This window comes from Arthrobacter phoenicis, assembly GCF_047238215.1.
Lineage (GTDB): Bacteria > Actinomycetota > Actinomycetes > Actinomycetales > Micrococcaceae > Arthrobacter.
Genome location: NZ_JBDFMK010000001.1, coordinates 79,651 through 102,631, shown reverse-complemented (window position 1 = coordinate 102,631; position 22,981 = coordinate 79,651). Strand labels below are relative to the sequence as shown.

General features: G+C 68.0%; 15 protein-coding genes and 1 tRNA gene. 11 read left to right on the top strand and 5 right to left on the bottom strand.

What is annotated here, in order from left to right; genetic code table 11:
- Positions 1-80: 80 nt before the first annotated feature.
- The 6 genes from trpB to pyk all read left to right on the top strand — a co-directional run bounded on the left by trpB (position 81) and on the right by pyk (position 11,483).
- Positions 81-1,445, top strand: a complete 1,365-nt coding sequence (gene trpB, locus ABC337_RS00440) for a tryptophan synthase subunit beta (protein WP_412882802.1) — start codon at positions 81-83, stop codon at positions 1,443-1,445.
- Complete coding sequence (trpA, locus tag ABC337_RS00435) at positions 1,442-2,257, top strand: tryptophan synthase subunit alpha (RefSeq protein WP_412882803.1); 816 nt, start codon at positions 1,442-1,444, stop codon at positions 2,255-2,257. Before trpB ends, trpA begins: the two co-directional genes overlap by 4 nt.
- A gap of 3 nt (positions 2,258-2,260) precedes the next feature.
- Positions 2,261-3,550 carry a prolipoprotein diacylglyceryl transferase gene (gene lgt / locus ABC337_RS00430; RefSeq protein WP_290258039.1) on the top strand — a complete coding sequence of 430 codons (1,290 nt, stop codon included), beginning with the start codon at positions 2,261-2,263 and terminating at the stop codon, positions 3,548-3,550.
- A 262-nt stretch (positions 3,551-3,812) separates the two neighbouring features.
- Positions 3,813-8,429: a glutamate synthase large subunit gene (gltB, locus tag ABC337_RS00425; protein ID WP_412882804.1), complete on the top strand. Its 4,617-nt coding sequence runs from the start codon at positions 3,813-3,815 to the stop codon at positions 8,427-8,429.
- The gene (locus ABC337_RS00420) at positions 8,422-9,879 is read left to right on the top strand and encodes a glutamate synthase subunit beta (RefSeq protein ID WP_400159196.1); all 1,458 of its coding nucleotides are present in this window, start codon (positions 8,422-8,424) and stop codon (positions 9,877-9,879) included. Before gltB ends, ABC337_RS00420 begins: the two co-directional genes overlap by 8 nt.
- Positions 9,880-9,983: 104 nt before the next feature.
- Positions 9,984-11,483 carry a pyruvate kinase gene (gene pyk / locus ABC337_RS00415; protein WP_377972891.1) on the top strand — a complete coding sequence of 500 codons (1,500 nt, stop codon included), beginning with the start codon at positions 9,984-9,986 and terminating at the stop codon, positions 11,481-11,483.
- A gap of 85 nt (positions 11,484-11,568) precedes the next feature.
- On the opposite strand, the gene ABC337_RS00410 is transcribed toward pyk, so the two are convergent.
- Positions 11,569-12,174: an ANTAR domain-containing response regulator gene (locus ABC337_RS00410; protein ID WP_290258035.1), complete on the bottom strand. Its 606-nt coding sequence runs from the start codon at positions 12,172-12,174 to the stop codon at positions 11,569-11,571.
- Between the two features lie 207 nt (positions 12,175-12,381).
- Here ABC337_RS00410 and ABC337_RS00405 point away from each other — a divergent pair.
- Positions 12,382-12,463 (top strand) — tRNA-Leu (locus ABC337_RS00405).
- Between the two features lie 64 nt (positions 12,464-12,527).
- Here the strand turns inward: ABC337_RS00405 and ABC337_RS00400 are convergent.
- The 3 genes from ABC337_RS00400 to ABC337_RS00390 are packed head-to-tail and all read right to left on the bottom strand — an operon-like array spanning position 12,528 to position 15,162.
- A complete protein-coding gene (locus ABC337_RS00400) occupies positions 12,528-13,100 on the bottom strand; it encodes a flavin reductase family protein (RefSeq protein ID WP_412882805.1) in 573 nt (190 codons plus the stop codon).
- 2 nt (positions 13,101-13,102) lie between these two features.
- Entirely contained in the window at positions 13,103-14,149 is a 1,047-nt protein-coding gene (locus ABC337_RS00395) for a methionine synthase (protein ID WP_412882806.1), read from the bottom strand.
- 20 nt (positions 14,150-14,169) lie between these two features.
- Positions 14,170-15,162 carry a DUF1852 domain-containing protein gene (locus ABC337_RS00390; RefSeq protein WP_412882807.1) on the bottom strand — a complete coding sequence of 331 codons (993 nt, stop codon included), beginning with the start codon at positions 15,160-15,162 and terminating at the stop codon, positions 14,170-14,172.
- A gap of 120 nt (positions 15,163-15,282) precedes the next feature.
- Here ABC337_RS00390 and ABC337_RS00385 point away from each other — a divergent pair, with 120 nt between their 5' ends.
- From ABC337_RS00385 to nrfD, 4 genes are all read left to right on the top strand, one after another.
- Positions 15,283-16,224 (top strand): LysR family transcriptional regulator, encoded by a 942-nt coding sequence (locus ABC337_RS00385; RefSeq protein WP_412882808.1) that lies wholly within the window; start codon positions 15,283-15,285, stop codon positions 16,222-16,224.
- 150 nt (positions 16,225-16,374) lie between these two features.
- Positions 16,375-19,695: a formate dehydrogenase gene (gene fdh, locus ABC337_RS00380; protein WP_412882809.1), complete on the top strand. Its 3,321-nt coding sequence runs from the start codon at positions 16,375-16,377 to the stop codon at positions 19,693-19,695.
- A gap of 100 nt (positions 19,696-19,795) precedes the next feature.
- The gene (locus tag ABC337_RS00375) at positions 19,796-20,797 is read left to right on the top strand and encodes a 4Fe-4S dicluster domain-containing protein (protein ID WP_412882810.1); all 1,002 of its coding nucleotides are present in this window, start codon (positions 19,796-19,798) and stop codon (positions 20,795-20,797) included.
- Positions 20,794-21,885: an NrfD/PsrC family molybdoenzyme membrane anchor subunit gene (gene nrfD, locus ABC337_RS00370; protein WP_412882811.1), complete on the top strand. Its 1,092-nt coding sequence runs from the start codon at positions 20,794-20,796 to the stop codon at positions 21,883-21,885. The genes ABC337_RS00375 and nrfD overlap by 4 nt, the downstream gene beginning before the upstream one ends.
- 63 nt (positions 21,886-21,948) lie before the next feature.
- Here the strand turns inward: nrfD and selD are convergent, their stop codons facing one another.
- On the bottom strand, positions 21,949-22,950 hold the full coding sequence (gene selD / locus ABC337_RS00365; RefSeq protein ID WP_412883255.1) for a selenide, water dikinase SelD: 1,002 nt from the start codon (positions 22,948-22,950) through the stop codon (positions 21,949-21,951).
- Positions 22,951-22,981: the final 31 nt, after the last annotated feature.

The following is a 22,981-nucleotide window of genomic DNA, read 5'->3' as shown; positions in this document are numbered from 1 at the left end:
GGGCCTCTGCGGTCCGGCCCTCCGGCGCCTCCGTGCGGCCCCCAAGATCTAGTTAGCAGTGGAACAGGATGGTGAGACTGATGGTCGATGCACCCATGACCGGCTCAGAGGAAAGCCCCGCGGACGCGTTCCTGCAGGGTAACCGGCCCGATGAAGCAGCGCAGGGCACGCCCTCGCTGCGGCACGCCCCGGGACCGTACTTCGGTTCCTACGGCGGCCGCTGGATGCCCGAATCCCTGATCGCCGCCCTGGACGAACTCGAGGACACCTTCGAGAAGGCCAAGGCCGATCCCGAGTTCACCGCCCAGATCGCCGAGCTGAACAAGAACTACTCCGGCCGGCCCTCGCTGCTGACCGAGGCCAAGCGGTTCGCCGAGCACGCCGGGGGAGTGCGGATCTTCCTCAAGCGCGAGGACCTCAACCACACCGGCTCGCACAAGATCAACAACGTCCTCGGCCAGGCCCTGCTGGCCAAGCGGATGGGCAAGACCCGCGTCATCGCGGAGACCGGCGCCGGCCAGCACGGCGTGGCCAGCGCCACCGCCGCGGCCCTGCTGGGGCTCGAGTGCGTCGTCTACATGGGTGCCGAGGACTGCCGCCGGCAGGCCCTCAACGTCGCCCGGATGGAGCTGCTCGGCGCCACCGTGGTCCCCGTGACGAACGGCTCCCAGACCCTCAAGGACGCCATCAACGAGGCCCTCCGCGACTGGGTGGCCAACGTGGACAGCACCCACTACCTGCTGGGCACCGCCGCCGGTGCCCACCCGTTCCCGGCCATGGTGCGCTACTTCCATGAGGTCATTGGCGAGGAAGCCCGCGCCCAGATGCTGGAACAGACCGGCCGGCTGCCGGACGCGGTCTGCGCCTGCATCGGCGGCGGCTCCAACGCCATCGGCATCTTCCACGGCTTCCTGGACGATCCCTCCGTGAAGATCTACGGCTTCGAGGCCGGCGGCGACGGCGTCGAGACCGGCCGCCACGCCGCCACCATCACGCTCGGCCTCCCGGGCGTGCTGCACGGCGCCCGCTCCTACCTGATGCAGGACGAGGACGGCCAGACGGTTGAATCGCACTCCATCTCCGCCGGCCTGGACTACCCGGGCGTCGGCCCGGAGCACTCCTACCTCTCGGACATCGGCCGCGTCAGCTACGAGCCCATCACGGACAGCGAGGCCATGGACGCGTTCCGGCTGCTGTGCCGCACCGAGGGCATCATCCCCGCCATCGAGTCGGCCCACGCCCTTGCCGGTGCCATCAAGATCGGCCAGCGCCTCGCCGCGGAAGCGGCAGAGTCCGGCAACCCGGAGAGCGTGCACGAGAAGATCGTGCTGGTAAACCTCTCCGGCCGGGGCGACAAGGACGTGGCCACCGCCGCGGAATGGTTCGACCTGCTGGACAAGAACTCTCCGGAAGCGGAGATCGCCAAGGAAGGGGAGCAGCTGTGAGCTCCGAGACGCCTGCAACGGCCAGCAAGTCAGCCGCCGCTATCGACCGCGCGCGGTCCCAGGGCCGCGCCGCGCTGATCGGCTACCTCCCCGCCGGGTACCCCACCGTCGAGGACACCATCGCCGCCGGCATCGCGCTGGCCGAAAACGGCGCCGACCTGATCGAAATCGGGATCCCCTACTCCGACCCGGTCATGGACGGCCAGGTCATCCAGGCCGCCACCACCGAGGCCCTCGCCAAGGGGTTCCAGGTCAGCCAGGTCTTCGACGTCGTCCGCGGCATCACCAGCAAGACCGACGCCGCCGTCCTGGTCATGACCTATTGGAACCCCGTGGTCCGGATGGGCGTGGACGAATTCTCCCGCCGCCTGGCCGAGGCCGGGGGAGCCGGGCTCATCACGCCCGACCTGATCCCGGACGAGGCCGCCGAATGGATGGCCGCCTCGGATGAATACGGCCTGGACCGTGTGTTCCTGGTGGCGCCGTCGTCGACTCCGGAGCGCATGAAGCGGACCGTGGACGCCAGCCGCGGCTTCGTCTATGCCGTCTCCATCATGGGCGTCACCGGTGCCCGCACCTCGGTGAGCTCCGCCGCGAAGAACGTGGTGTCCGCGGCCCGTGCCGCCGGCGCCGAGCGGGTCTGTGTGGGCCTGGGCGTCTCCAACGCCGGCCACGTCCGCGAGATCGCCGCCTACGCGGACGGCGTGATCGTCGGCACCGCGCTGGTCGCGGCGATCGGTGAGGGCGGCGTCGATGCGGTAGCGTCCCTGACGAAAGAGCTCAGCACCGGCCTCATCAAGGAAGAAGCGTAGTCAATGCAGGCAGTCCTCCACGCGGCAGCGCTGGTTCCCGCGAGCATACCGAGCCCGGTCTGGTCCGGGTTCGACATCCCGCTGCCCTGGGGCTCCCTGCGGATCCACGCCTACGCGCTGTGCATCCTGGCCGGCATCATCGCCGGCCTCTGGCTCACCTCCGTGCGCTGGGCCAAGCGCGGTGCCCCTGAGGGCAGCGTCTGGGACATCGCCATCTGGGCCATCCCGTTCGGCATCATCGGCGGCCGGCTCTACCACGTGGTCTCCTCCCCGGACGCCTACTTCGGCCCTGGATTCGACGGCACCGGCGACCTCTCGCTCATCCCGCAGATCCAGCGCGGCGGCCTCGGCATCTGGGGCGCCGTGCTGCTCGGCGCGGTGGGCGCCTGGATCGGCTGCCGCCGCGCCGGCGTCAAGCTCAGCGCCTTTGTCGACGCCGCCGCGCCCGGCCTGCTGCTGGCCCAGGCCATCGGCCGCTGGGGCAACTACTTCAACCAGGAACTCTTCGGCGGGCCCACCACCCTGCCGTGGGGCCTCCAGGTGGACCCCACCAACCCGAATTTCCCGGCAGGAATGCCGGCGGACACGCTCTTCCACCCGACCTTCCTCTACGAGTCCCTGTGGAACCTCGTCGGCGTCGTGATCCTGCTGGCCCTGGACCGGAGGTTCTCCTTCCGCCGCAGCCGGCTCTTCTGGCTCTACGCCATGTACTACACGCTGGGTCGGGTCTGGATCGAGGCCATGCGCATCGACGATGCCGAGCAGATCAGCCTGTTCGGCATCACCACCCGCCTCAACGTCTGGACCAGCCTCCTGGTCCTGGCCGGCTCGCTGCTGGCCTTCATCCTCCTGGGGCTGCGGAAGAAGACGGGCGAGGACACCGTGTACCTGCCCGGCCGCGAACCCGCCGCCGTCGAGGGTGACGCTGAGGATGCCGACGACGACCACGTCACCGAAGGCAGCGCGGAGGAGCGCGATGCCGCCGAAGGCAGTGCGGAAGAGCGCGACGGCGAACGGGACGCGGAGGACCGCGACGGCGACGCCGTCGAGGGCGGCCGCGACGCCGAGAAGGCCACCGTCCCGGCCGTCCGCCATTCGGACTCGGCTGTCTCAGATAATGAATCCCGTGATAATCTCCCGGTGAATACCAGCGGTCCGGACCGGGCTTCGGCCCAGGCCGTAGCCGCGGGCGAACCCAACGGCGGCCACGATGCCGCCGCCGCGAAGCCGGCAACCGGGAAAACCGGCCGCCGCGCCGCCGGAACCGCGCCGGAGACTGACGCCACCCCATAGTTCAGGACCGGCATTCGGGCTGCAGGGAAACCCCCGGCCGGGCCCGTTACCCACAGCGTCGTGGTCTCATAGGACAGCGCGTCCGGCACATAACAGCCGCGCGCAAGTCCGGCCGGCGGCCCGCGTAACTGTTCGTGCAGTATGCGGCCCTGGCCTACAATTCCAGTAGGAAAATCACACTGTTGTGCCCGTCACACCGGCGCAGCGTCACGGGCCAATGTTGTCCCTCCCATACGCTCGATCAGGAGGAAGGACGTCTCCCATGACCCAAACTCTGCACAGCCCCAGCTGGTCCGAACCGGACCAGCCCGCGACGGCACTCTCGCCTTTCCGGCGCTTCGCGGCACTGCCCGACGCCGCAGGCCTCTACAACCCGGAGCAGGAGAAGGACGCCTGCGGCCTGGCCATCATTGCCACCCTCCGCGGCGAACCCGGCTACGACATCGTCGATGCCGCTCTCACCGCCCTGCGCAACCTCGAACACCGCGGCGCCGTCGGAGCCGATGAGGGAACCGGCGACGGTGCCGGCCTCCTCATGCAGATCCCGGACGAGTTCTTCCGTGCCGTGACCAGCTTCGAGCTGCCCGCCGCCGGCCAGTACGTGGTGGGCACCGCCTTCCTCCCCGCCGAACAGCGCGAAGCCGACGCCGCGAAGGCAGGCATCGAAGCCCTCGCCGCCGATGAGGGCCTCACCGTCCTCGGCTGGCGTGAGGTGCCAGTCGTCGCCGACCTGGTCGGCGCCATGGCCCGGGCCTGCATGCCCTACTTCTCCCAGCCGTTCCTGGCCTCCAGCACCGGTGAGGTGCTCTCCCACAATGACCTGGACTCCCGGGCCTGGCGGATCCGCAAGCGCGCGCAGAACAAGTTCGGCGTCTACTTCCCGTCGCTCTCGTCCCGGACGATCGTCTACAAGGGCATGCTCACCACCGCGCAGCTGGAGCCGTTCTACCCGGACCTCTCGGACAAGCGCTTCAAGACCAAGCTCGCGATCGTGCACTCGCGCTTCTCCACCAACACCTTCCCGTCCTGGCCCCTTGCCCAGCCGTTCCGCACCATCGCGCACAACGGCGAGATCAACACCGTCAAGGGCAACCGGAACTGGATGCGGGCCCGCCAGTCGCAGCTGGCCAACCCGCTGCTGGGCGACAGCCCCGAGGAGCTGTACCCGATCTGCACCCCCGGCGCCTCGGACTCGGCGTCGTTCGATGAGGTCGCCGAGCTGCTCTGGCTCTCCGGCCGGCCCATCACGCACTCGATCATGATGATGATCCCCGAGGCCTGGGAAAACCATGCCACCATGGACCCCGCCCGCCGGGCGTTCTACGAGTACCACTCCCTGCTGATGGAGCCTTGGGACGGCCCCGCCGCGGTGTCCTTCACCGACGGCGCGCTGGTGGGCGCCACCCTGGACCGCAACGGCCTGCGTCCGGGCCGTTACTGGATCACCGAGGACGGCCTGGTGGTCTTCGCCTCTGAGGTCGGCGTGATCGACGTCGAACCGGCCAAGGTGGTCAAGAAGGGCCGCGTCTCGCCCGGCAAGATGTTCCTGGTGGACACCGAGGCCGGCCGGATCATCGACGACTCCGAGGTCAAGGCCGAGGTGGCCGCGGCGAACCCGTGGGCCGAATGGCTCAAGGACAACCTGATCGACCTCAAGGATCTGCCCGAGCGCGAGCACGTGGTGCACACCGCCGCGTCGGTGAACATCCGCCAGCGCACCTTCGGTTACACCACCGAGGAACTGAAGATCCTGCTCGGCCCGATGGCCCGGACCGGTGCCGAACCCCTCGGCGCCATGGGTTCGGACACCCCGGTGGCCGTGCTCTCCAAGCGGCCCCGGCTCTTGTTCGACTACTTCGTGCAGTCCTTCGCCCAGGTCACCAACCCGCCGCTGGACGCCATCCGCGAGGAACTGGTCACGTCGCTGACCTGCGCGATCGGCCCCAACGGCAACCTGCTGGACACCAAGCGGGTCCGCCAGCCGCAGGTCTCGCTGCCGTTCCCCGTGATCAACAACGACCAGCTGGCCAAGATCGCGAACATCGAGAACGCCGACGGCGACCGCGTAGCCATGAAGGTCCGCGGCCTGTACCGGCCCGAGGGCGGCGAGAACGCGCTCCGGGCCCGGCTGACCGAGATCTGCGAGCAGGTTTCCGGCGCGATCAACCGCGGGGTGCAGTACATCGTGCTCTCGGACCGCGACTCGAACGCCCAGTGGGCCCCGATCCCGTCCCTGCTGCTGGTCAGCGCCGTGCACCACCACCTGCTGCGCAGCGCCAACCGCACCAAGACCGCGCTGGTGGTCGAGGCCGGAGACGTCCGCGAGACCCACCACGTGGCCGTGCTGATCGGCTACGGCGCGTCCGCGGTCAACCCGTACCTGGCGATGGAATCCGTGGAACAGCTCATCGCCTGCGGCGACGTCACCGGCGTCACCCCGCAGGACGGCGTCTACAACCTGATCAAGGGCCTGGGCAAGGGCGTCCTGAAGATCATGTCCAAGATGGGCATCTCCACGGTGGCCTCCTACACCGGCGCCCAGACCTTCGAGGCGCTCGGCCTCGGCCAGGAACTGGTGGACGAATACTTCGCCGGCACCCACTCCCAGCTCGGCGGCGTCGGCCTCGACGTCATCGCGGCCGAGGTGGCCGCCCGGCACCGCATGGCCTACCCGGAGAACGGAATCGAGCAGCCGCACCAGCCGCTACTGGGCGGCGGCGAGTACCAGTGGCGCCGCGACGGCGAACCGCACCTGTTCAACCCGGAGACGGTCTTCCGGCTGCAGCACGCCACCCGGGAACGCCGCTACGACATCTTCAAGGCCTACACCCGCGGCGTGGACGACCAGTCCACCAACCTGATGACCCTCCGCGGGCTGCTGAAGTTCAAGGACGGACTCCGCCCGGCCGTGCCGCTGGAAGAAGTGGAACCGGTCTCCAGCATCGTCAAGCGCTTCTCCACCGGCGCGATGAGCTACGGCTCCATCTCCCAGGAGGCCCACGAAACCCTCGCCATCGCGATGAACCGCCTCGGCGGCAAGTCCAACACCGGTGAGGGCGGCGAAGACGTCGAACGCCTGCTGGACCCCACGCGCCGCTCCGCGGTCAAGCAGATCGCGTCCGGCCGGTTCGGCGTCACCAGCCTTTACCTGACCAACGCCGACGACATCCAGATCAAGATGGCCCAGGGCGCCAAGCCGGGCGAGGGCGGCCAGCTGATGGCCCAGAAGGTCTACCCCTGGGTGGCCCGGACCCGGCACTCCACGCCCGGCGTCGGACTCATCTCCCCGCCGCCGCACCACGACATCTACTCGATCGAGGACCTGGCGCAGCTGATCTACGACGCCAAGCGGGCCAACCCCTCGGCGCGGGTGCACGTCAAGCTCGTCTCCGAGGTGGGTATCGGCACCGTGGCCGCCGGCGTGACGAAGGCCAAGGCCGACGTCGTGCTGGTCTCCGGCCACGACGGCGGCACCGGCGCCTCCCCGTTGAACTCGCTCAAGCACGCGGGTGTGCCGTGGGAACTCGGCCTCGCCGAGACCCAGCAGACCCTGATGCTCAACGGCCTGCGCGACCGCGTGGTGGTCCAGGTGGACGGCCAGCTCAAGACCGGCCGCGACGTCGTGATCGCCGCTCTGCTCGGCGGCGAGGAATACGGCTTCGCCACCGCGCCGCTGGTGGTCTCCGGCTGCATCATGATGCGCGTCTGCCACCTCGACACCTGCCCGGTGGGCGTCGCGACGCAGAACCCGGAACTCCGGTCCCGGTTCAACGGCAAGCCCGAGTTCGTGGTCAACTTCTTCGAGTTCCTGGCCGAGGAAGTCCGCGAGATCCTCGCCGAACTGGGCTTCCGCAGCCTGGAGGAGGCAATCGGCCACGCCGAGATGCTGGACACCCGCGAGGCGATCAGCCACTGGAAGGCCGAGGGCCTGGACCTGGACCCCATCCTGCACGGGTTGGAGTTCGACGACGACGCGCCGCTGCGCAACCTCACCGGCCAGAACCACGAACTGGACAAGCACTTCGACCAGCGCCTGATCGGGATGGCCGCCGAGGCCCTCAGCGACCGGACGCCGGTGAAGATCTCCGTCGACGTGATCAACACGGACCGCTCCGTGGGTACGATGCTGGGCCACGAGGTCACCAAGGCCTTCGGCACCGACGTGCTCGCCCCGGACACCATCGACATCACCCTGACCGGCACCGCCGGCCAGTCGCTCGGCGCGTTCCTGCCCGCGGGCATCACGCTGCGGATGTTCGGTGACTCCAACGACTACGTCGGCAAGGGCCTCTCGGGCGGCCGCGTCATCGTCCGCCCGGACCGCACCAACGTCTTCCCGGCCGAGCGCAACGTCATCGCCGGCAATGTGATCGGCTACGGCGCCACCAGCGGCGAGCTGTTCCTGCGCGGCCAGGTGGGGGAGCGGTTCATGGTCCGCAACTCCGGCGCCACCGCCGTCGTCGAGGGCATCGGCGACCACGGCTGCGAGTACATGACCGGCGGCCAGGCGCTCATCATCGGACGGACCGGCCGGAACTTCGGCGCGGGCATGTCCGGCGGTACCGCCTACGTTCTGGACCTGCAGCCCGAACGGGTGAACAAGCAGGCCCTCGACGCGGGCGAGCTGCTGCTGCGCGAGCTCGACGCCGAGGACCGCGAGATCGTCCGCGCGCTGCTGACCCGGCACGTGGAGGAAACCGAGTCCCAGCACGCCGCCCGGCTGCTCGAGGACTTCGACGACACCGCCGCCCGCATCACCAAGGTCCTGCCGCGCGACTACGCGGCGGTCCTGCAAACCCGTCTCGACGCCATCGAAGAGGGCCTGGACCCCGACGGCGAAGAAGTTTGGTCTCGAATCCTGGAGGTTACCGGTGGCTGATCCACGCGGATTTTTGAAAGTACGCCAGCGTGAGACCCAGCCGCGCCGCCCCGTCCCGGTCCGCATCATGGACTGGAAAGAGGTCTACGAGGCGCAGGAAAAGGGTGTCCTGAAGGCCCAGGCCGGCCGCTGCATGGACTGCGGCGTGCCGTTCTGCCACCAAGGCTGCCCGTTGGGAAACCTGATCCCCGAATGGAACGACCTGGTCTGGCGGGACAAGGGCGAAGAGGCGATGGAGCGGCTGCACGCCACCAACAACTTCCCCGAGTTCACCGGCCGGCTCTGCCCCGCCCCCTGCGAGGCGTCCTGCGTGCTGGGCATCAACCAGCCCGCCGTGACCATCAAGCAGGTTGAGGTCTCGATCGTGGACCAGGCGTTCGACAACGGCTGGGTCACCCCGCTGCCGCCGGCGCGCCTCACCGGCAAGACCGTCGCCGTCGTCGGCTCCGGCCCGGCCGGCCTGGCCGTGGCCCAGCAGCTCACCCGGGTGGGCCACACGGTTGCCGTCTACGAACGCGACGACAAGATCGGCGGCCTGCTGCGCTACGGCATCCCCGACTTCAAGATGGAAAAGGACCACGTCGACCGCCGGCTGGACCAGATGAAGGCCGAGGGCACCCGCTTCCGCACCGGCGTCGCCGTCGGCACCGACGTGACCTGGGAACAGCTGCGCCGCCGCTACGACGCCGTCGTGATCGCCACCGGCGCCACCGTGCCCCGTGACCTGCCGATCCCGGGCCGCGAGCTCGAGGGTGTGCACTTCGCCATGGACTACCTGGTGCCCGCGAACCGCGTGGTGGCGGGGGAGACCGTGGAGAACCAGATCAACGCCGCGGGCAAGCACGTGGTGATCCTCGGCGGCGGCGACACCGGCGCGGACTGCCTCGGCACGGCCCACCGGCACCAGGCCGCCTCCGTGACCACCCTGGCGATCGGCAAGCAGCCGGCCGCCGAGCGTGCGCCGCACCAGCCGTGGCCCACCTTCCCGACCCTGTTCGAGGTGGCCAGCGCCCACGAGGAAGGCGGCGAGCGGACCTACCTGGCGTCCACCGTCGAGTTCGTCGGCGAGAACGGCAAGCTCACCGGCGTCAAGGTCGCCGAGACTGAGTTCGTCGACGGCAAGCGCCTGCCCAAGGCCGGGACCGAGCGGATCATCCCGGCTGACCTGGTGTTCCTTTCGCTCGGCTTCACCGGCGCCGAACCGGCCGGCATCACCGAGCAGGTCCACGCCGACTTCGATGGCCGCGGCAACGTGGCCCGGGACGGCTACTACATGACCAACACCGAGGGCGTGTTCGTCGCCGGTGACGCCGGCCGCGGCCAGTCGCTGATCGTCTGGGCGATCGCCGAGGGCCGGGCCTGCGCCGCCGCCGTAGACAAGTTCCTGATGGGCAGCACCACGCTGCCCGCGCCAGTCGCGCCGACGGACCGTGCCATTTCGGTCCTCTAACCCGGCTCCGGGCCGGCGGGGCGATCCCTCGCCGGCCCGTGAAGGACGCCTGCCGTTCTTCTCCCCGTCAGCTTAAACAACCAAGAGACTACTAGGGTAGGTATATGAGACGCGCTAAAATTGTGGCCACCTTTGGACCGGCGATCGCCAGCTTCGAGAACACTCTCGCCGTGCTGGAAGCCGGCGTGGACGTGGCCCGGATGAACATGAGCCACGGCGACTACTCCGTGCACGACAACACGTACGAGAACGTGCGCAAGGCCGCCAAGCAGCTGGGTAAGGCCGTCGCCATCATGGCCGACCTGCAGGGTCCCAAGATCCGCCTCGGCCGCTTCGTCGACGGCCCGCACCTGCTGGCCGTCGGTGACATCTTCACCATCACCACCGAGGACGTCCCGGGCACCAAGGACATCTGCTCCACCACCCTGAAGAGCCTCACCGAGGACGTCAACCCGGGCGATGCCCTGCTGATCGACGACGGCAAGGTGGCACTGCGCGCCCTTGAGGTCGACGACGTCAAGGTCGTCGCCCAGGTGGTCGTGGGCGGCTTCGTGTCCAACAACAAGGGCATCAACCTCCCCGGCGTGGCCGTCAACGTTCCGGCGCTGAGCGAAAAAGACGAGGATGACCTCCGCTGGGCCATGAAGCGCGGCGTCGACATGGTGGCGCTGTCCTTCGTCCGCGACGCCTCTGACATCACCCGCGTCCACGAGATCATGGACGAGGAGGGCCGCCGGGTTCCGGTCATCGCCAAGATCGAGAAGCCGCAGGCCGTCGAGCAGCTGCCCGAGATCATCGACGCGTTCGATGCCATCATGGTGGCCCGTGGCGACCTCGGCGTGGAGCTTCCGCTGGAGGAAGTGCCGATCGTGCAGAAACGCGCCGTCGAACTGGCCCGCCGCTGGGCCAAGCCGGTCATCGTCGCCACCCAGGTGCTCGAATCCATGATCGACAACCCGCGTCCGACCCGCGCCGAGGCCTCCGACTGCGCCAACGCCGTGCTCGACGGCGCCGACGCGGTCATGCTCTCCGGCGAGACCAGCGTGGGCAAGTTCCCGATCGAGACCGTCAAGACCATGGCCCGGATCATTGAATCCACCGAGGTCCACGGCCTGGAGCGCGTCCCCCCGCTGGGCACCAAGCCCAAGACCCGCGGCGGCGCCATCACCCGTGCCGCCGTCGAGATCGCCGACCAGCTGGAGGCGAAGTACATCTGTACCTTCACCCAGTCCGGTGACTCCGCCCGTCGCCTCTCCCGCCTGCGCCCCACGCGCCCGGTCTTCGCGTTCACTCCGGTGGAGCACGTGTGGAACCAGCTGGCGCTGACCTGGGGTATCCAGCCGGTGCTGGTCCCGATGGTGGGCCACACGGATGAGATGACGGCCCAGGTGGACCGCAACCTCCTCGAGATGGACCTCGTCGACGACGGCGACATGGTGGTCATCGCCGCCGGTTCGCCTCCGGGCAAGGCCGGTTCGACCAACATGCTCAAGGTGCACCGCGTGGGCGACCTCGCCGACGCCGGCAGCCAGGGCGACGCGACCGTCACCAAGGACAAGCTCGGCCCGTGGCCGGAAAAGAAGAAGAAGAACAACAAGATCTAGTTCTTCGGACGCACAAGGAGGGCCCCGCCGCTGGAATCCAGCGGCGGGGCCCTCCTTGTTATGTCTCTGTGGTGCCGTCCGGGCTTTAGTTGACCTGGTTGATGATGGTCTCGGCGACCTCGCGCATGCTCAGGCGGCGGTCCATCGAGGTCTTCTGGATCCAGCGGAACGCCTCCGGCTCCGTCAGGCCCATCTTGGTGGTCAGCAGACTCTTCGCGCGCTCGACGAGCTTGCGGGTGGCGAACTGCTCCTGCAGGTCGCTGACCTCGCTCTCCAGGGCCTTGATCTCCTCGTGCCGGGAGAGGGCGATCTCCAGGGCGGGGATCAGGTCCGCGGGGGTGAAGGGCTTGACCACGTAGGCCATGGCGCCGGCGTCGCGGGCGCGCTCGACCAGTTCTTTCTGGCTGAAGGCGGTCAGCAGCACGACGGGGGCGATGCGGGCCTTGACGATCTTCTCGGCGGCGGAGATGCCGTCCATGACGGGCATCTTCACGTCCATGAGGACCAGGTCCGGCTTCAGCTCCTCGGCGAGCTGCACGGCCTTCTCGCCGTTGTCCGCCTCGCCGACGACGTCGTAGCCCTCGCCGCGCAGGATCTCGATGATGTCCAGGCGGATGAGGGTCTCATCCTCGGCCACCACGACGCGGCGGGCGGGCTGGGAAGCGGGGGTGGAATCCGTCTGTTCTGACACGGGAACTCCTTGAAAAGGTACGGCGGGCGTTGTGCCATTCTGTGGCGCGTCCGCGGGTGTACTGGGGCCGTTGGGGATCGATGCGGCTTCACTGGCGCGATTCTGGAATTCAGCCTATCTGCATGTAGAGTAAATCCGCGCACCGGAAGCGATCGCGTTGCTCACAGGACCCCTGGAGCGGCCGATTATGACAGCCGGTGTCTCCGCGCCCGAGTGGCGGAATTGGCAGACGCGCCGCACTCAAAATGCGGTATCGAAAGGTGTGTGGGTTCGAGTCCCACCTCGGGCACAGTATTTCCGCAGGTCGACTGCGTTGAGACTCCCCAGACTTCACGCTCCAGCTAGAGCCTGAATCAGTCCTCAAGCTTGGAATGCTCGCCCAGCCGATGCCATGAACGGTTGTGGTAAACCAGTGCGTCGCCGGGTTCGCCCGCTTGGACCTCACGCATCACACGGGACTCCAGGGCGTGAACGGCGACGATGGTGGAGGTCCCTACCTCCATGCGATCGATGACGGCGCAGCGCACCCAGGCGCGGACATCCTCATACACCGCTTCGCCGGTTCGAAGGGGCGCCCAGCGGTGCGTCTGGTCAAAGCGGTCGGCCCCGGGGGTCGCTCCACGCTTCGCCAGGTCGACGTCGTGCGCGTCCAGCAGGTGCACGACGACGGTGTTGGCGCGCAGAAGTACCTCCGACGCCGAGGAAAGCGCCGAGACCGAGAAAATCAGCAACGGAGGTTCGGCACTCACAGACACGACCGACGATACCGTCAGCGCCACCGGTCCATCGCCGGCGTCCGCCGTGATGACGGCGACACCTCCCGGGTGGCCAAGGAACAGTGCCTTGAATTCGTCGGCCGTGAGGGACGACGGGAAGCGTTGCTCGGGTGGCTGTAGCCAGGTATCCGGAGGGTAGGCGTGGAACACGGTTACGACGCCCCGGGGGAGGAGCGGGCGAGCTCCTCCCGAACGATGTTCGTCCCGGCACTCAGGGCACTCAGCTTCGCCAGTGCCACATCCCGGGGAAACGGCGCCATGCCGCAGTTGGAGCTGGGGATCAGCTTGTCCGCATCCACGAACTGCAGGGCCTTGCGGAGCGTGTTGGCCACTTCTTCCGGGGTCTCGATGGTCTCGCTTGCGACGTCGATGGCCCCGAGCATGACCTTCTTGCCGCGGAGGAGCTCGATGAGGTCCATGGGCACGTGGGAGTTCTGGGATTCCAGCGAGATGATGTCGATGCTGGAGCTCTGCAGCAGCGGGAACGTTTCCTCGTACTGCCGCCACTGTGAGCCGAGCGTCGCTTTCCAGTCGTTATTCGCCTTGATCCCGTAGCCGTAGCAAATATGCACGGCGGTCTCCGCACGAAGTCCCTCTGCCGCTCTCTCCAGGGCGGCTACGCCCCAGTCCTTGACCTCGTCGAGGAAGACATTGAACGCGGGCTCGTCGAACTGGATGATGTCCACACCGGCCGCTTCCAGTTCCTTCGCCTCCTGGTTCAGGATCGTGGCGAACTCCCAGGCCAGCTTTTCGCGGCTCTTGTAGTGGTCATCGTAGAGGGTGTCCACCATTGTCATGGGGCCGGGAAGGGTCCACTTGATCGGGCGGTCGGTGGTTGCGCGAAGGAACTTTGCGTCGTCGACGAATACCGGCCGTTCGCGGCGCACCGGTCCGACGACGGTCGGTACGCTCGCGTCGTAGCGGTCGCGGATGCGTACGGTCTTGCGCTGTTCAAAGTCGACCCCGCTGAGATTCTCGATGAAGGTCGTGACGAAGTGCTGGCGGGTCTGCTCGCCGTCACCGACGATGTCGATGCCGCGTCGGCTCTGCTCGTGGATTGCGATGCGCAGCGCATCTTCCTTGCCCTCGAGCAGTGCATCTCCCTCCAGTTTCCACGGGGACCAAAGAGTTTCCGGCTGGGCGAGCCACGACGGCTTCGGCAGGCTTCCGACGACGGTGGTGGGCAAGAGTGTGTTCATGAGTGAGGATTCTCCGTGGGTCAGCTGACGAGGGCGGGGTAGTTGGCGGTCCACTGGTGCAGTAGATCCTTGTGGGGCGTTATGAAGTGCTCTTCCGTGTACTTCGCCTGAGTGATCGCGAGCTGACCGCGCTCGACGCGGTCGTAGGCGATCTGGGTCCGCGAGTAATCCTGCTCGCCCAGGCTCGGCTGGTAAACGGCGGCGGCGGCGGAGTTCGCGTTGTAGACCTCCGGGCGATAGATCTTCTGGAACGTCTCCATGGTGCTGATCGTGCCGACGAGCTGCAGGTTGGAGTAGTCGTTGAGCAGGTCGCCGCGGAAATAGAAGGCAAGCGGCGCAACGCTGCCTCGTGGCATGAAATAGCGGACCTGCAACCCCATCTTTGCGAAGTATGCGTCGGTCAGCGAGAACTCGTCCTGTTGGTACTCGACGCCCAGGACTGGGTGCCGGTTCTCCGTCCGCCGGTACGTCCTGCTCGTTGAGACGCTGATGCACACCACCGGCGGCTGCGGGAAGCGTTCCTGGCATGCCGGGGAAGCGAGGAACTGCTGGAACAGTTTGCCGTGAAGATCGCCGAAGTCCTCGGGGATGGTGGGCTTGCCGGACTCCGCTGCTGCCGCCGGCAGCACGACGCTGAAGTCGAAGTCACGGACGTAGGACGAGAAGTTGTTCCCGACGATCCCGTGGTGGCGGACCCCGTTCAATCGGTCGACGATCGAGATGTCGAGAACCTCGAACAGGGGGAACTGCCGATCCGTACCATCCGCGGTGAACTCTATTTGTACGGAGACGATGTCGAGCTCGAGCGCATAGCGGTCCCTGTCAGGGTTGTCCCAGTCTGCGAGATCGTTGAAGCGGCGCCGCATCATTGTCAGGGCGTTGCGGAGGTTCTCCCGGCGGTGCTCGCCCCGTGCCAGGTTGGCGAAATTCGTCGTGATCCGGGAGTCCTCCGACGGGGTGTAGTCCTCGTCGAAGCGTGTCGTGGTGATGCTGAAGGTGAAGTCGTCTGCCATGTGCTGCCAATCCTTTGATGGGCCGGAGACGGCCATTCCTAAGCGGATGTACCCATGGTGCAGTGTCCCTGGGGGTATCGGGTAACTAGTGCTCACTATGCATTCATATAGAATTTTCCTATGGCCCAGATTTCGAGCGGACTGACCCTGCAGCAGCTCCGCTACTACATAGAAGTTGCAGCGGAGGGGTCGATCTCCGCGGCCGCCGATCTTCTCTACGTAGCCCAGCCGACCATGTCCGCGGCGATGAAAGACCTTGAGGCCCGGGTGGGCCGGGCGCTCCTGGTTCGCTCCGCCCGCGGGGTCACCCTCACCGCCGACGGGGCAGAGTTCCTCGGGTATGCGCGGCAGGTCGTCGAGCAATTCGCCCTCCTCGAGCAGCGTTACCTTGGCAGGCCGCCGACGCGGCGCCTGCTGGGGGTGTCAACGCAGCACTACTCGTTCGCGGTGGACGCCTTCGTCCGGATGGTCAAGGCCACTGAGGTGGCCGAATACGAGTTTTCGCTCCGTGAGTCCCGCACCTGGGACATCATCGAGGACGTCCGCACGCTCCGCAGCGAGATAGGCATCCTTTACCGGAACGATTTCAACCGCAAGGTCATCGACAAGCTGCTCCGGGAATCCGGGCTCGCGTTCACTCCACTCTTCCTCGCCGATCCGCACATTTTCGTTGCACGGAATAACCCGCTTGCATCCAAGGAACGCGCGACTCTCGACGATCTCGCCGGCATGCCGCGGCTGACTTTCGATCAAGGAGCGAACAACTCCTTTTACTTCGCCGAAGAGATTCTCTCCACCATGTCCAGCAAGCAGGAGATCCGGGTTTCCGACCGTGCCACGATCTTCAACCTCATGATCGGGCTCCACGGTTACACGATCTCGACGGGCATCATCAGCGGGGAGCTGGACCCCGAGATCGTCGCCATCCCGCTCGACGTTGACGAACGCATCGAAATCGGCTGGATCGGACACGCCGCCATCCCTCTTACGGAGCAGGCGAAGCGTTACCTCGGGGAATTGCGGGCCGTGGTCTCTGAGTTCGGCGTAGGGCTCCTCGGCTAACTGCACTTGAGCGGGCGGGTCTTCCCGGGCGAAGGAGGCGCCCCCATCGCGTTCGATTCCTGTCGCGGGCACAGTGTCCTGTCCTGTCCTTCTCTTGGCTCCCCGGCGCGTTCCTGTTGCGCCGAATGTGATCTGGGATAAGCTCCAAAGATGGCACCGCGGAGTTTTCTTGAATGGCCGGTCATCCGGCAGCTCAGCACCGGCGATTTGCTGGGGCGCGGTCCCTCCGTGACCTCGCCCAAGACCCGAAGCATCGCCCCGCGCACGGCCACCGCCGACAAGGTGGTGCAGAGCGTCTGCCCGTACTGCGCCGTCGGCTGCGGCCAGCGCGTCTACGTGAAAGACGAACGCGTCGTCCAGATCGAGGGTGACCCGGATTCGCCCATCTCACGCGGCCGGCTCTGCCCCAAGGGATCCGCCAGCGAACAGCTCGTCAACTCTCCCGGCCGTCAGACAAAGGTCCTCTACCGCGCCCCGCGCGCCAAGGAATGGCAGCGGCTGGAACTCTCCACCGCCGTCGACATGATCGCCGACCGCTTCATCGAAAGCCGCCGCCGGACCTGGCAGCAGACCGACGACCACGGGCGCCTGTTGCGCCGGACCATGGGCATCGCCTCGCTCGGCGGCGCCACCTTGGATAACGAAGAGAACTACCTGATCAAGAAGCTGTTCACCGCGGCCGGAGCGGTACAGACGGAGAATCAAGCCCGTATATGACACTCCGCCACGGTTCCCAGTTTGGGAGCCTCGTTTGGACGCGGTGGTGCAACGCAATCACTGCAGGACATGGCCAACGCCGACTGCATCATCATTCAGGGATCCAACATGGCCGAGTGCCATCCTGTCGGATTCCAGTGGGTGGCGGAGGCGAAGGCACGCGGAGCCAAGGTCATCCACATCGACCCCCGGTTCACCCGCACCTCGGCGGTCGCTGACAAGCACGTGCCGATTAGGGCCGGATCCGACGTAGTGCTTCTTGGCGCCCTGATCAACTACGTCATCGCCAATGACCTGTGGTTCAAGGAGTACGTGTCCGCATACACCAACGCGGCCACCCTGGTCCACGAGGATTACCGCGACGCCGAGGATTTGGGCGGCCTGTTCTCCGGTTTCGACCCGGAGAAGGGTGCCTACGACAACTCGTCCTGGGCCTACGACGAAGCCGAAGACGGCTCCATCAGCGAACCCGGCGGACCGGAACACGGCGCGGAGGCGGGTGCCCGGGCATCCGGCGACGCCTTCGGTAGCGGCGGCCCGCCCCTCGAACACGCCGAGGTGCTCCGCGACGACACGCTGCAGAACCCGCGGACCGTTTTCCAGATCGTGAAGCGGCACTACGCCCGCTACACCCCGGACATGGTGCGCGACATGTGCGGCATCAACGAGGCGGACTTTGCCTACCTGGCGAAGACCATCACGGAGAACTCCGGCCGCGACCGGACTACCTGCTTCGCCTACGCCGTTGGCTGGACCCAGCACTCCCTGGGAGCCCAGTTCATCCGTGCCGCCGCCATCCTCCAGTTGCTGCTGGGGAATGTGGGGCGCCCGGGCGGCGGGATCATGGCTCTGCGCGGCCACGCCAGCATCCAGGGCTCCACCGACATTCCCACGCTGTTCAACCTGCTGCCCGGCTACCTGCCGATGCCCAGCGCCGGCCGCCACGACACCCTCGAGGAGTACCTCAAGGCCAACGCCTCGAAGAACCAAAAGGGTTTCTGGGCGGATGCCGACGCGTACACCATCAGCCTGCTGAAGGCGTGGTGGGGTGACGCGGCCACGGCGGACAACGACTGGGCGTACGACTATCTACCGCGCCTGACCGGTGCGCACGGGACCTATGAGACCGTGATGAGCATGCTTCGGGATGAGGTGGAAGGCTACTTCCTGCTGGGCCAGAACCCGGCGGTGGGCTCGGCCCACGGCCGTATGCAGCGCCTGGGCATGTCCCACCTTAAGTGGCTGGTGGTCCGCGACCTGAACATGATCGAGTCAGCCACGTGGTGGAAGGACGGCCCGGAGATCGAGTCCGGTGAACTCCGCACCGAGGACATCGAGACCGAGGTCTTCTTCCTGCCGGCAGCGACCCACGTGGAGAAGGCCGGGTCCTTTACCCAGACCCAGCGGCTGCTGCAGTGGCGCCACCAGGCGGTGGCCCCGCCGGGGGAGTGCCAGAGCGAACTGCAGTTCTTCTACGAACTCGGCCACCGGATCCGGGAGAAGCTCGCGGACTCGCAGGACGAACGCGACCGGCCGCTGCTGGACCTGACCTGGGACTACCCGACGGACGAGCACGGCGACCCAGATCCTGAGTCGGTGCTGGCCGAGATCAATGGCCGTCACCTCACCGGACCGGATGCCGGGAAGCCTCTTTCGGCCTACACCGAACTCCGCGCCGACGGCTCGACGACGGCGGGGTGCTGGATCTACACCGGTGTCTACGCCGAGGGGATCAACCACGCCGCCAACCGGAAGCCGGGCCAGGAGCAGGGCCCCGCGGCCCCCGAGTGGGGCTGGGCCTGGCCGGCCAACCGCCGGATCCTGTACAACCGTGCCTCCGCCGACCCGGACGGCAAGCCGTGGAGCGAGCGCAAGAAGTACATCTGGTGGGACGAGGAACAAGGCAAGTGGGTGGGCGACGACGTCCCCGACTTCCCGCCGACCCTCGCCCCCGGGACCAAGCCCGATCCGTCAGTGGGCGGGCCGGCCGCGCTCAGCGGAGACGATCCGTTCATCATGCAGTCCGACGGCAAGGGCTGGCTCTTTGCGCCGAAGGGACTCGTGGACGGGCCGCTCCCGACCCACTACGAGGCCCAGGAATCACCGGTCGCCAACGGCCTCTACCCGCAGCAGCAGAGCCCGTCACGCCTGAAATACCCCCGGAAGGACAACCTCAGCGCGCCCAGCGCAGGCGACCCTGGCGCTGACGTCTACCCGTTCGTGTTCACCACGTACCGGCTCACCGAGCACCACACGGCCGGCGGCATGAGCCGTTGGCTGCCGTACCTGTCCGAGCTGCAACCGGAGATGTTCTGCGAGGTCTCGCCCGAACTGGCCGCCGAGCGCGGACTGGAGCCCTACGGCTGGGCCACCATCATCTCGGCGCGGTCGGCCATCGAGGCGAAGGTGCTGGTCACGGAGCGAATGACGCCGCTGACCGTCGGGAACCACACCGTTCACCAGATCGGGTTGCCCTACCACTGGGGCGTCGGGAACAGCGCCGTCGTCAGCGGCGACGCCGCCAACGACCTGCTGGGCGTAACCCTCGACCCCAACGTCCAGATCCAGGAATCGAAGGTGGCCTCCTGCGACATCCGCCCCGGGCGCAGGCCGCGGGGACCGGAACTGCTGGCGCTCGTCGCCGAGTACCAGGAGCGCGCCGGGCTCACCGTGGAGACCAGCAACAGCACGGTGACCCATCCGGACGTCGAAGGTGAGCACCCGGGTCAGCATCCTGGCGGGCCGACGCCGTGACCCGCGCCCCGGGAGCTGCCCGGCACGCAGCAAATCTTGCCCGGTCCGGGCGGCGGCACCTCGCCGCCGCCCGGACACCGACCCGACGTTGGAGGACCGCATGGGCCAGCTGACCGGACCGACCGACCCCACCACCGACGCGCACTGGGAACACAACCATCCCCGCAAGGGATTCTTCACCGACACCTCCATCTGCATCGGCTGCAAGGCCTGCGAGGTGGCGTGCAAGGAATGGAACCACAACCCGCAGGACGGGAACCTGGAACTCCTGGGCTCCTCCTATGACAACACCGGGTCCCTCGGTGCCAGCACCTGGCGGCATGTCGCCTTCATCGAGCAGGGCCAGGAACGCATCGCCGAGGCGCGGGAATCCGGCCGTGCGCTGGTGAGCCTGGGCATGCCGCGCATCGGGCCGCCGCCGCAGCCCGGGACAGTCGTCGCGGGTGCGGACACCACGCCGCCGGACACCGCCGACTTCCGCTGGCTGATGTCCTCGGATGTGTGCAAGCACTGCACGCACGCCGGCTGCCTGGACGTGTGCCCCACCGGGGCGCTGTTCCGTACCGAATTCGGCACTGTGGTGGTGCAGGACGACGTCTGTAACGGCTGCGGCACCTGCGTGGCGGGCTGCCCCTTCGGCGTCATCGAACGGCGCAGCAACGGCACCGTCAAGGTTGCCACCAGCCGCGAGGAGCAGCACGCCGGGCACCCAGAGGTCCCGAACGCCGGCGTCGCGCAGAAATGCACGCTCTGCTATGACCGGCTCGTGGCCGACGAGACGCCCGCCTGCGCCAAGGCCTGCCCGACGACGTCGATCAAGTTCGGCGACCACGACGACATGGTGGAGACCGCGAAGGAACGGGTCGCCACCCTGCACGCCGAGGGTATGACCGAGGCGCGGCTCTACGGCGCGAACGAGAACGACGGCGTGGGCGGCACCGGCTCGGTCTTCCTGCTGCTCGACGAACCCGAGGTCTACGGCCTCCCGCCGGACCCTCGGGTTCCCACCGCCGACCTGCCGAAGATGTACCGGCGCGCCGCCGTCGCGGTCGCCGGCATGGCGGCGGCCGCCGCCGTGGCATTCCTTGGAGGACGCGAGTGACGCTTTCCGAATTCGACAGCTTCCGTCCCGCGGAACCCGCCCGACGCCGCCGTAACGGGGGCAAGCGGGGACCCGGCCGACGCAGGGACAACGGTGACGGCTCCCGCGAAATGCCGATGGTGCCGGAGCCGGAGTTCACCTCCTACTACGGCCGCCCCGTCGTCAAGCCGGCGCCGTGGGGCGACGACGTCGCCGCGTACCTGTTCCTCGGCGGCGTTGCCGGCGGCTCGGCCCTGCTGGCCGCCGGCGCCCAACTGAGCGGACGGCTGCTGCTGCGGCGGAACGCCCGGCTCGGTGCCCTCGGCGCCGTCGGCCTCGGCGCCGTCGCCCTGGTCAAGGACCTCGGGCGCCCGGAACGCTTCCTGCACATGCTGCGCACCTTCAAGGTAACCTCCCCGATGAGCGTCGGCTCTTGGATCCTCAGCGCCTTCAGCGCCGGGGCCGGCGTCGCCGCCGCCGCGGAGGTCGACCGGCTGACCGGTGAACGGCTGCCGCTGGGACCGCTGCGGGGCGTGCTGCGCGCCGTCGAAGGCCCGGCCGGCCTCGAAGCCGCCGTCTTCGCGGGCCCGCTGGCGGCCTACACTGCCGTCCTCCTCGGCGACACCGCGACGCCGACCTGGAACGAGATGCACGGAGAACTGCCGTTCGTGTTCGTCAGCTCCGCCAGCCTGGCCTCCGCCGGGCTAGCGATGGTGACGACGCCGGTTCGAGAGGCCGGCCCCGCTCGGAACCTCGCGCTCCTCGGCGTGGTCGGGGACGTCGTGGCCATGAAGATCATGGAACGCCGGATGGACCCGGTGGCCGCAGAGCCCCTGCACCAGGGCAAGGCCGGCACCATGCTGACGTGGAGTGAGCGGCTTGTCCTGGCCGGGGGACTGGGAACCCTGCTCGGAGGCCGCAACAGGATCGTGGCGGCGGCATCGGGACTGGCGCTGCTGGCCGGTTCGGCGCTGACCCGCTTCGGCGTGTTCGAGGCCGGGCTCGCCTCGGCCAAGGATCCCCGCTACACGATCGAACCGCAGAAGCGGCGCCTGGAAAAGCGGCGTGCCGCCGGGATCACCGGAGACGCCATCACCACCGGCAGCTGACGGAGCGGCCCGGGCCTACCACGCGGCGCAGGCCGCCCGACGCGGGCCGTCGGCGCGCCGGGTCTAGCTGATCCGGATGCCCGGGCCCGCCGTCGTCTGGCCGATCACCGGGTAGCCGGGCACCTCGCCGACCACCAGCAGTCCGCCGGAGGTCTGCGCGTCCGCCAGGAGCAGCAGGTCGTCCTCGGTGATCCCGGCGCCGGCGTCGAGGTGGGCGCGCACCCAGTCCAGGTTGCGCTTGGTGCCGCCGGAGACGAACCCGTCGCGGAGCGCCTCGCGGGCCCCGTCCACCAGCGGGACGGACTGCAGGTCAATCACGGCGCCGATTCCGGAGGCGCGGACCATCTTGTAGAGGTGTCCCAGCAGGCCGAATCCGGTGACATCCGTGGCTGCCTTCGCCCCGGCGGCGACGGCCGCGTCGGAGGCATCCCGGTTGAGGCGCGCCATCGTCTCAACCGCCTCGGCGAAGACCTCGCCGGTTTGCTTGTGGCGGTTGTTGAGCAGCCCGACGCCGATGGGCTTGGTCAGGGTGATGGGCAAGCCCGGCGCGGCGGCGTCGTTGCGCAGCAGGCGGTCCGGGTGCGCGATACCGGTGACGGCCATGCCGTACTTGGGCTCCGGATCGTCGATGGAGTGCCCGCCAAGCACCGGGCAGCCCGCCTCGGTGGCGACGCTGAGCCCGCCGCGGAGCACCTCGGTCATGAGTTCCATCGGGAGAACGCCGCGCGGCCAGCCGAGGAGGTTGATGGCCGTCACGGGCCGGCCGCCCATGGCGTAGATGTCGGACAGTGCGTTGGCCGCGGCGATGCGGCCCCAGTCGTAGGCGTCGTCGACCACAGGGGTGAAGAAGTCGGCCGTGGTGAGGACCGCCAGGTCCTCGCGGACCAGGACGGCGGAGGCGTCGTCGCCGCTGTCCAGACCGACCAGCACCTCCGGCCCGGGGTGCCCGATCAGGCCGCGGACAGCGTCCTCGAGTTCGCCCGGCGGGATCTTGCAGGCGCATCCTCCGCCGTGGGCAAAGCCTGTGAGCCGGATGGGCTCGGCGCCCTCTTCCGGCTCCCGGATAGTTGTCTGGGCCTCGGTCACCCGCCCAGCG

Bases quoted from the DNA above. Each gene is read 5' to 3' on its own strand.
- trpB (WP_412882802.1), top strand. From the start codon at position 81: ATGGTCGATGCACCCATGACCGGCTCAGAGGAAAGCCCCGCGGACGCG.
- lgt (WP_290258039.1), top strand. From the start codon at position 2,261: ATGCAGGCAGTCCTCCACGCGGCAGCGCTGGTTCCCGCGAGCATACCG.
- gltB (WP_412882804.1), top strand. From the start codon at position 3,813: ATGACCCAAACTCTGCACAGCCCCAGCTGGTCCGAACCGGACCAGCCC.
- pyk (WP_377972891.1), top strand. From the start codon at position 9,984: ATGAGACGCGCTAAAATTGTGGCCACCTTTGGACCGGCGATCGCCAGC.
- ABC337_RS00395 (WP_412882806.1), bottom strand. From the start codon at position 14,149: ATGAACACACTCTTGCCCACCACCGTCGTCGGAAGCCTGCCGAAGCCG.
- ABC337_RS00390 (WP_412882807.1), bottom strand. From the start codon at position 15,162: ATGGCAGACGACTTCACCTTCAGCATCACCACGACACGCTTCGACGAG.
- ABC337_RS00385 (WP_412882808.1), top strand. From the start codon at position 15,283: ATGGCCCAGATTTCGAGCGGACTGACCCTGCAGCAGCTCCGCTACTAC.
- ABC337_RS00375 (WP_412882810.1), top strand. From the start codon at position 19,796: ATGGGCCAGCTGACCGGACCGACCGACCCCACCACCGACGCGCACTGG.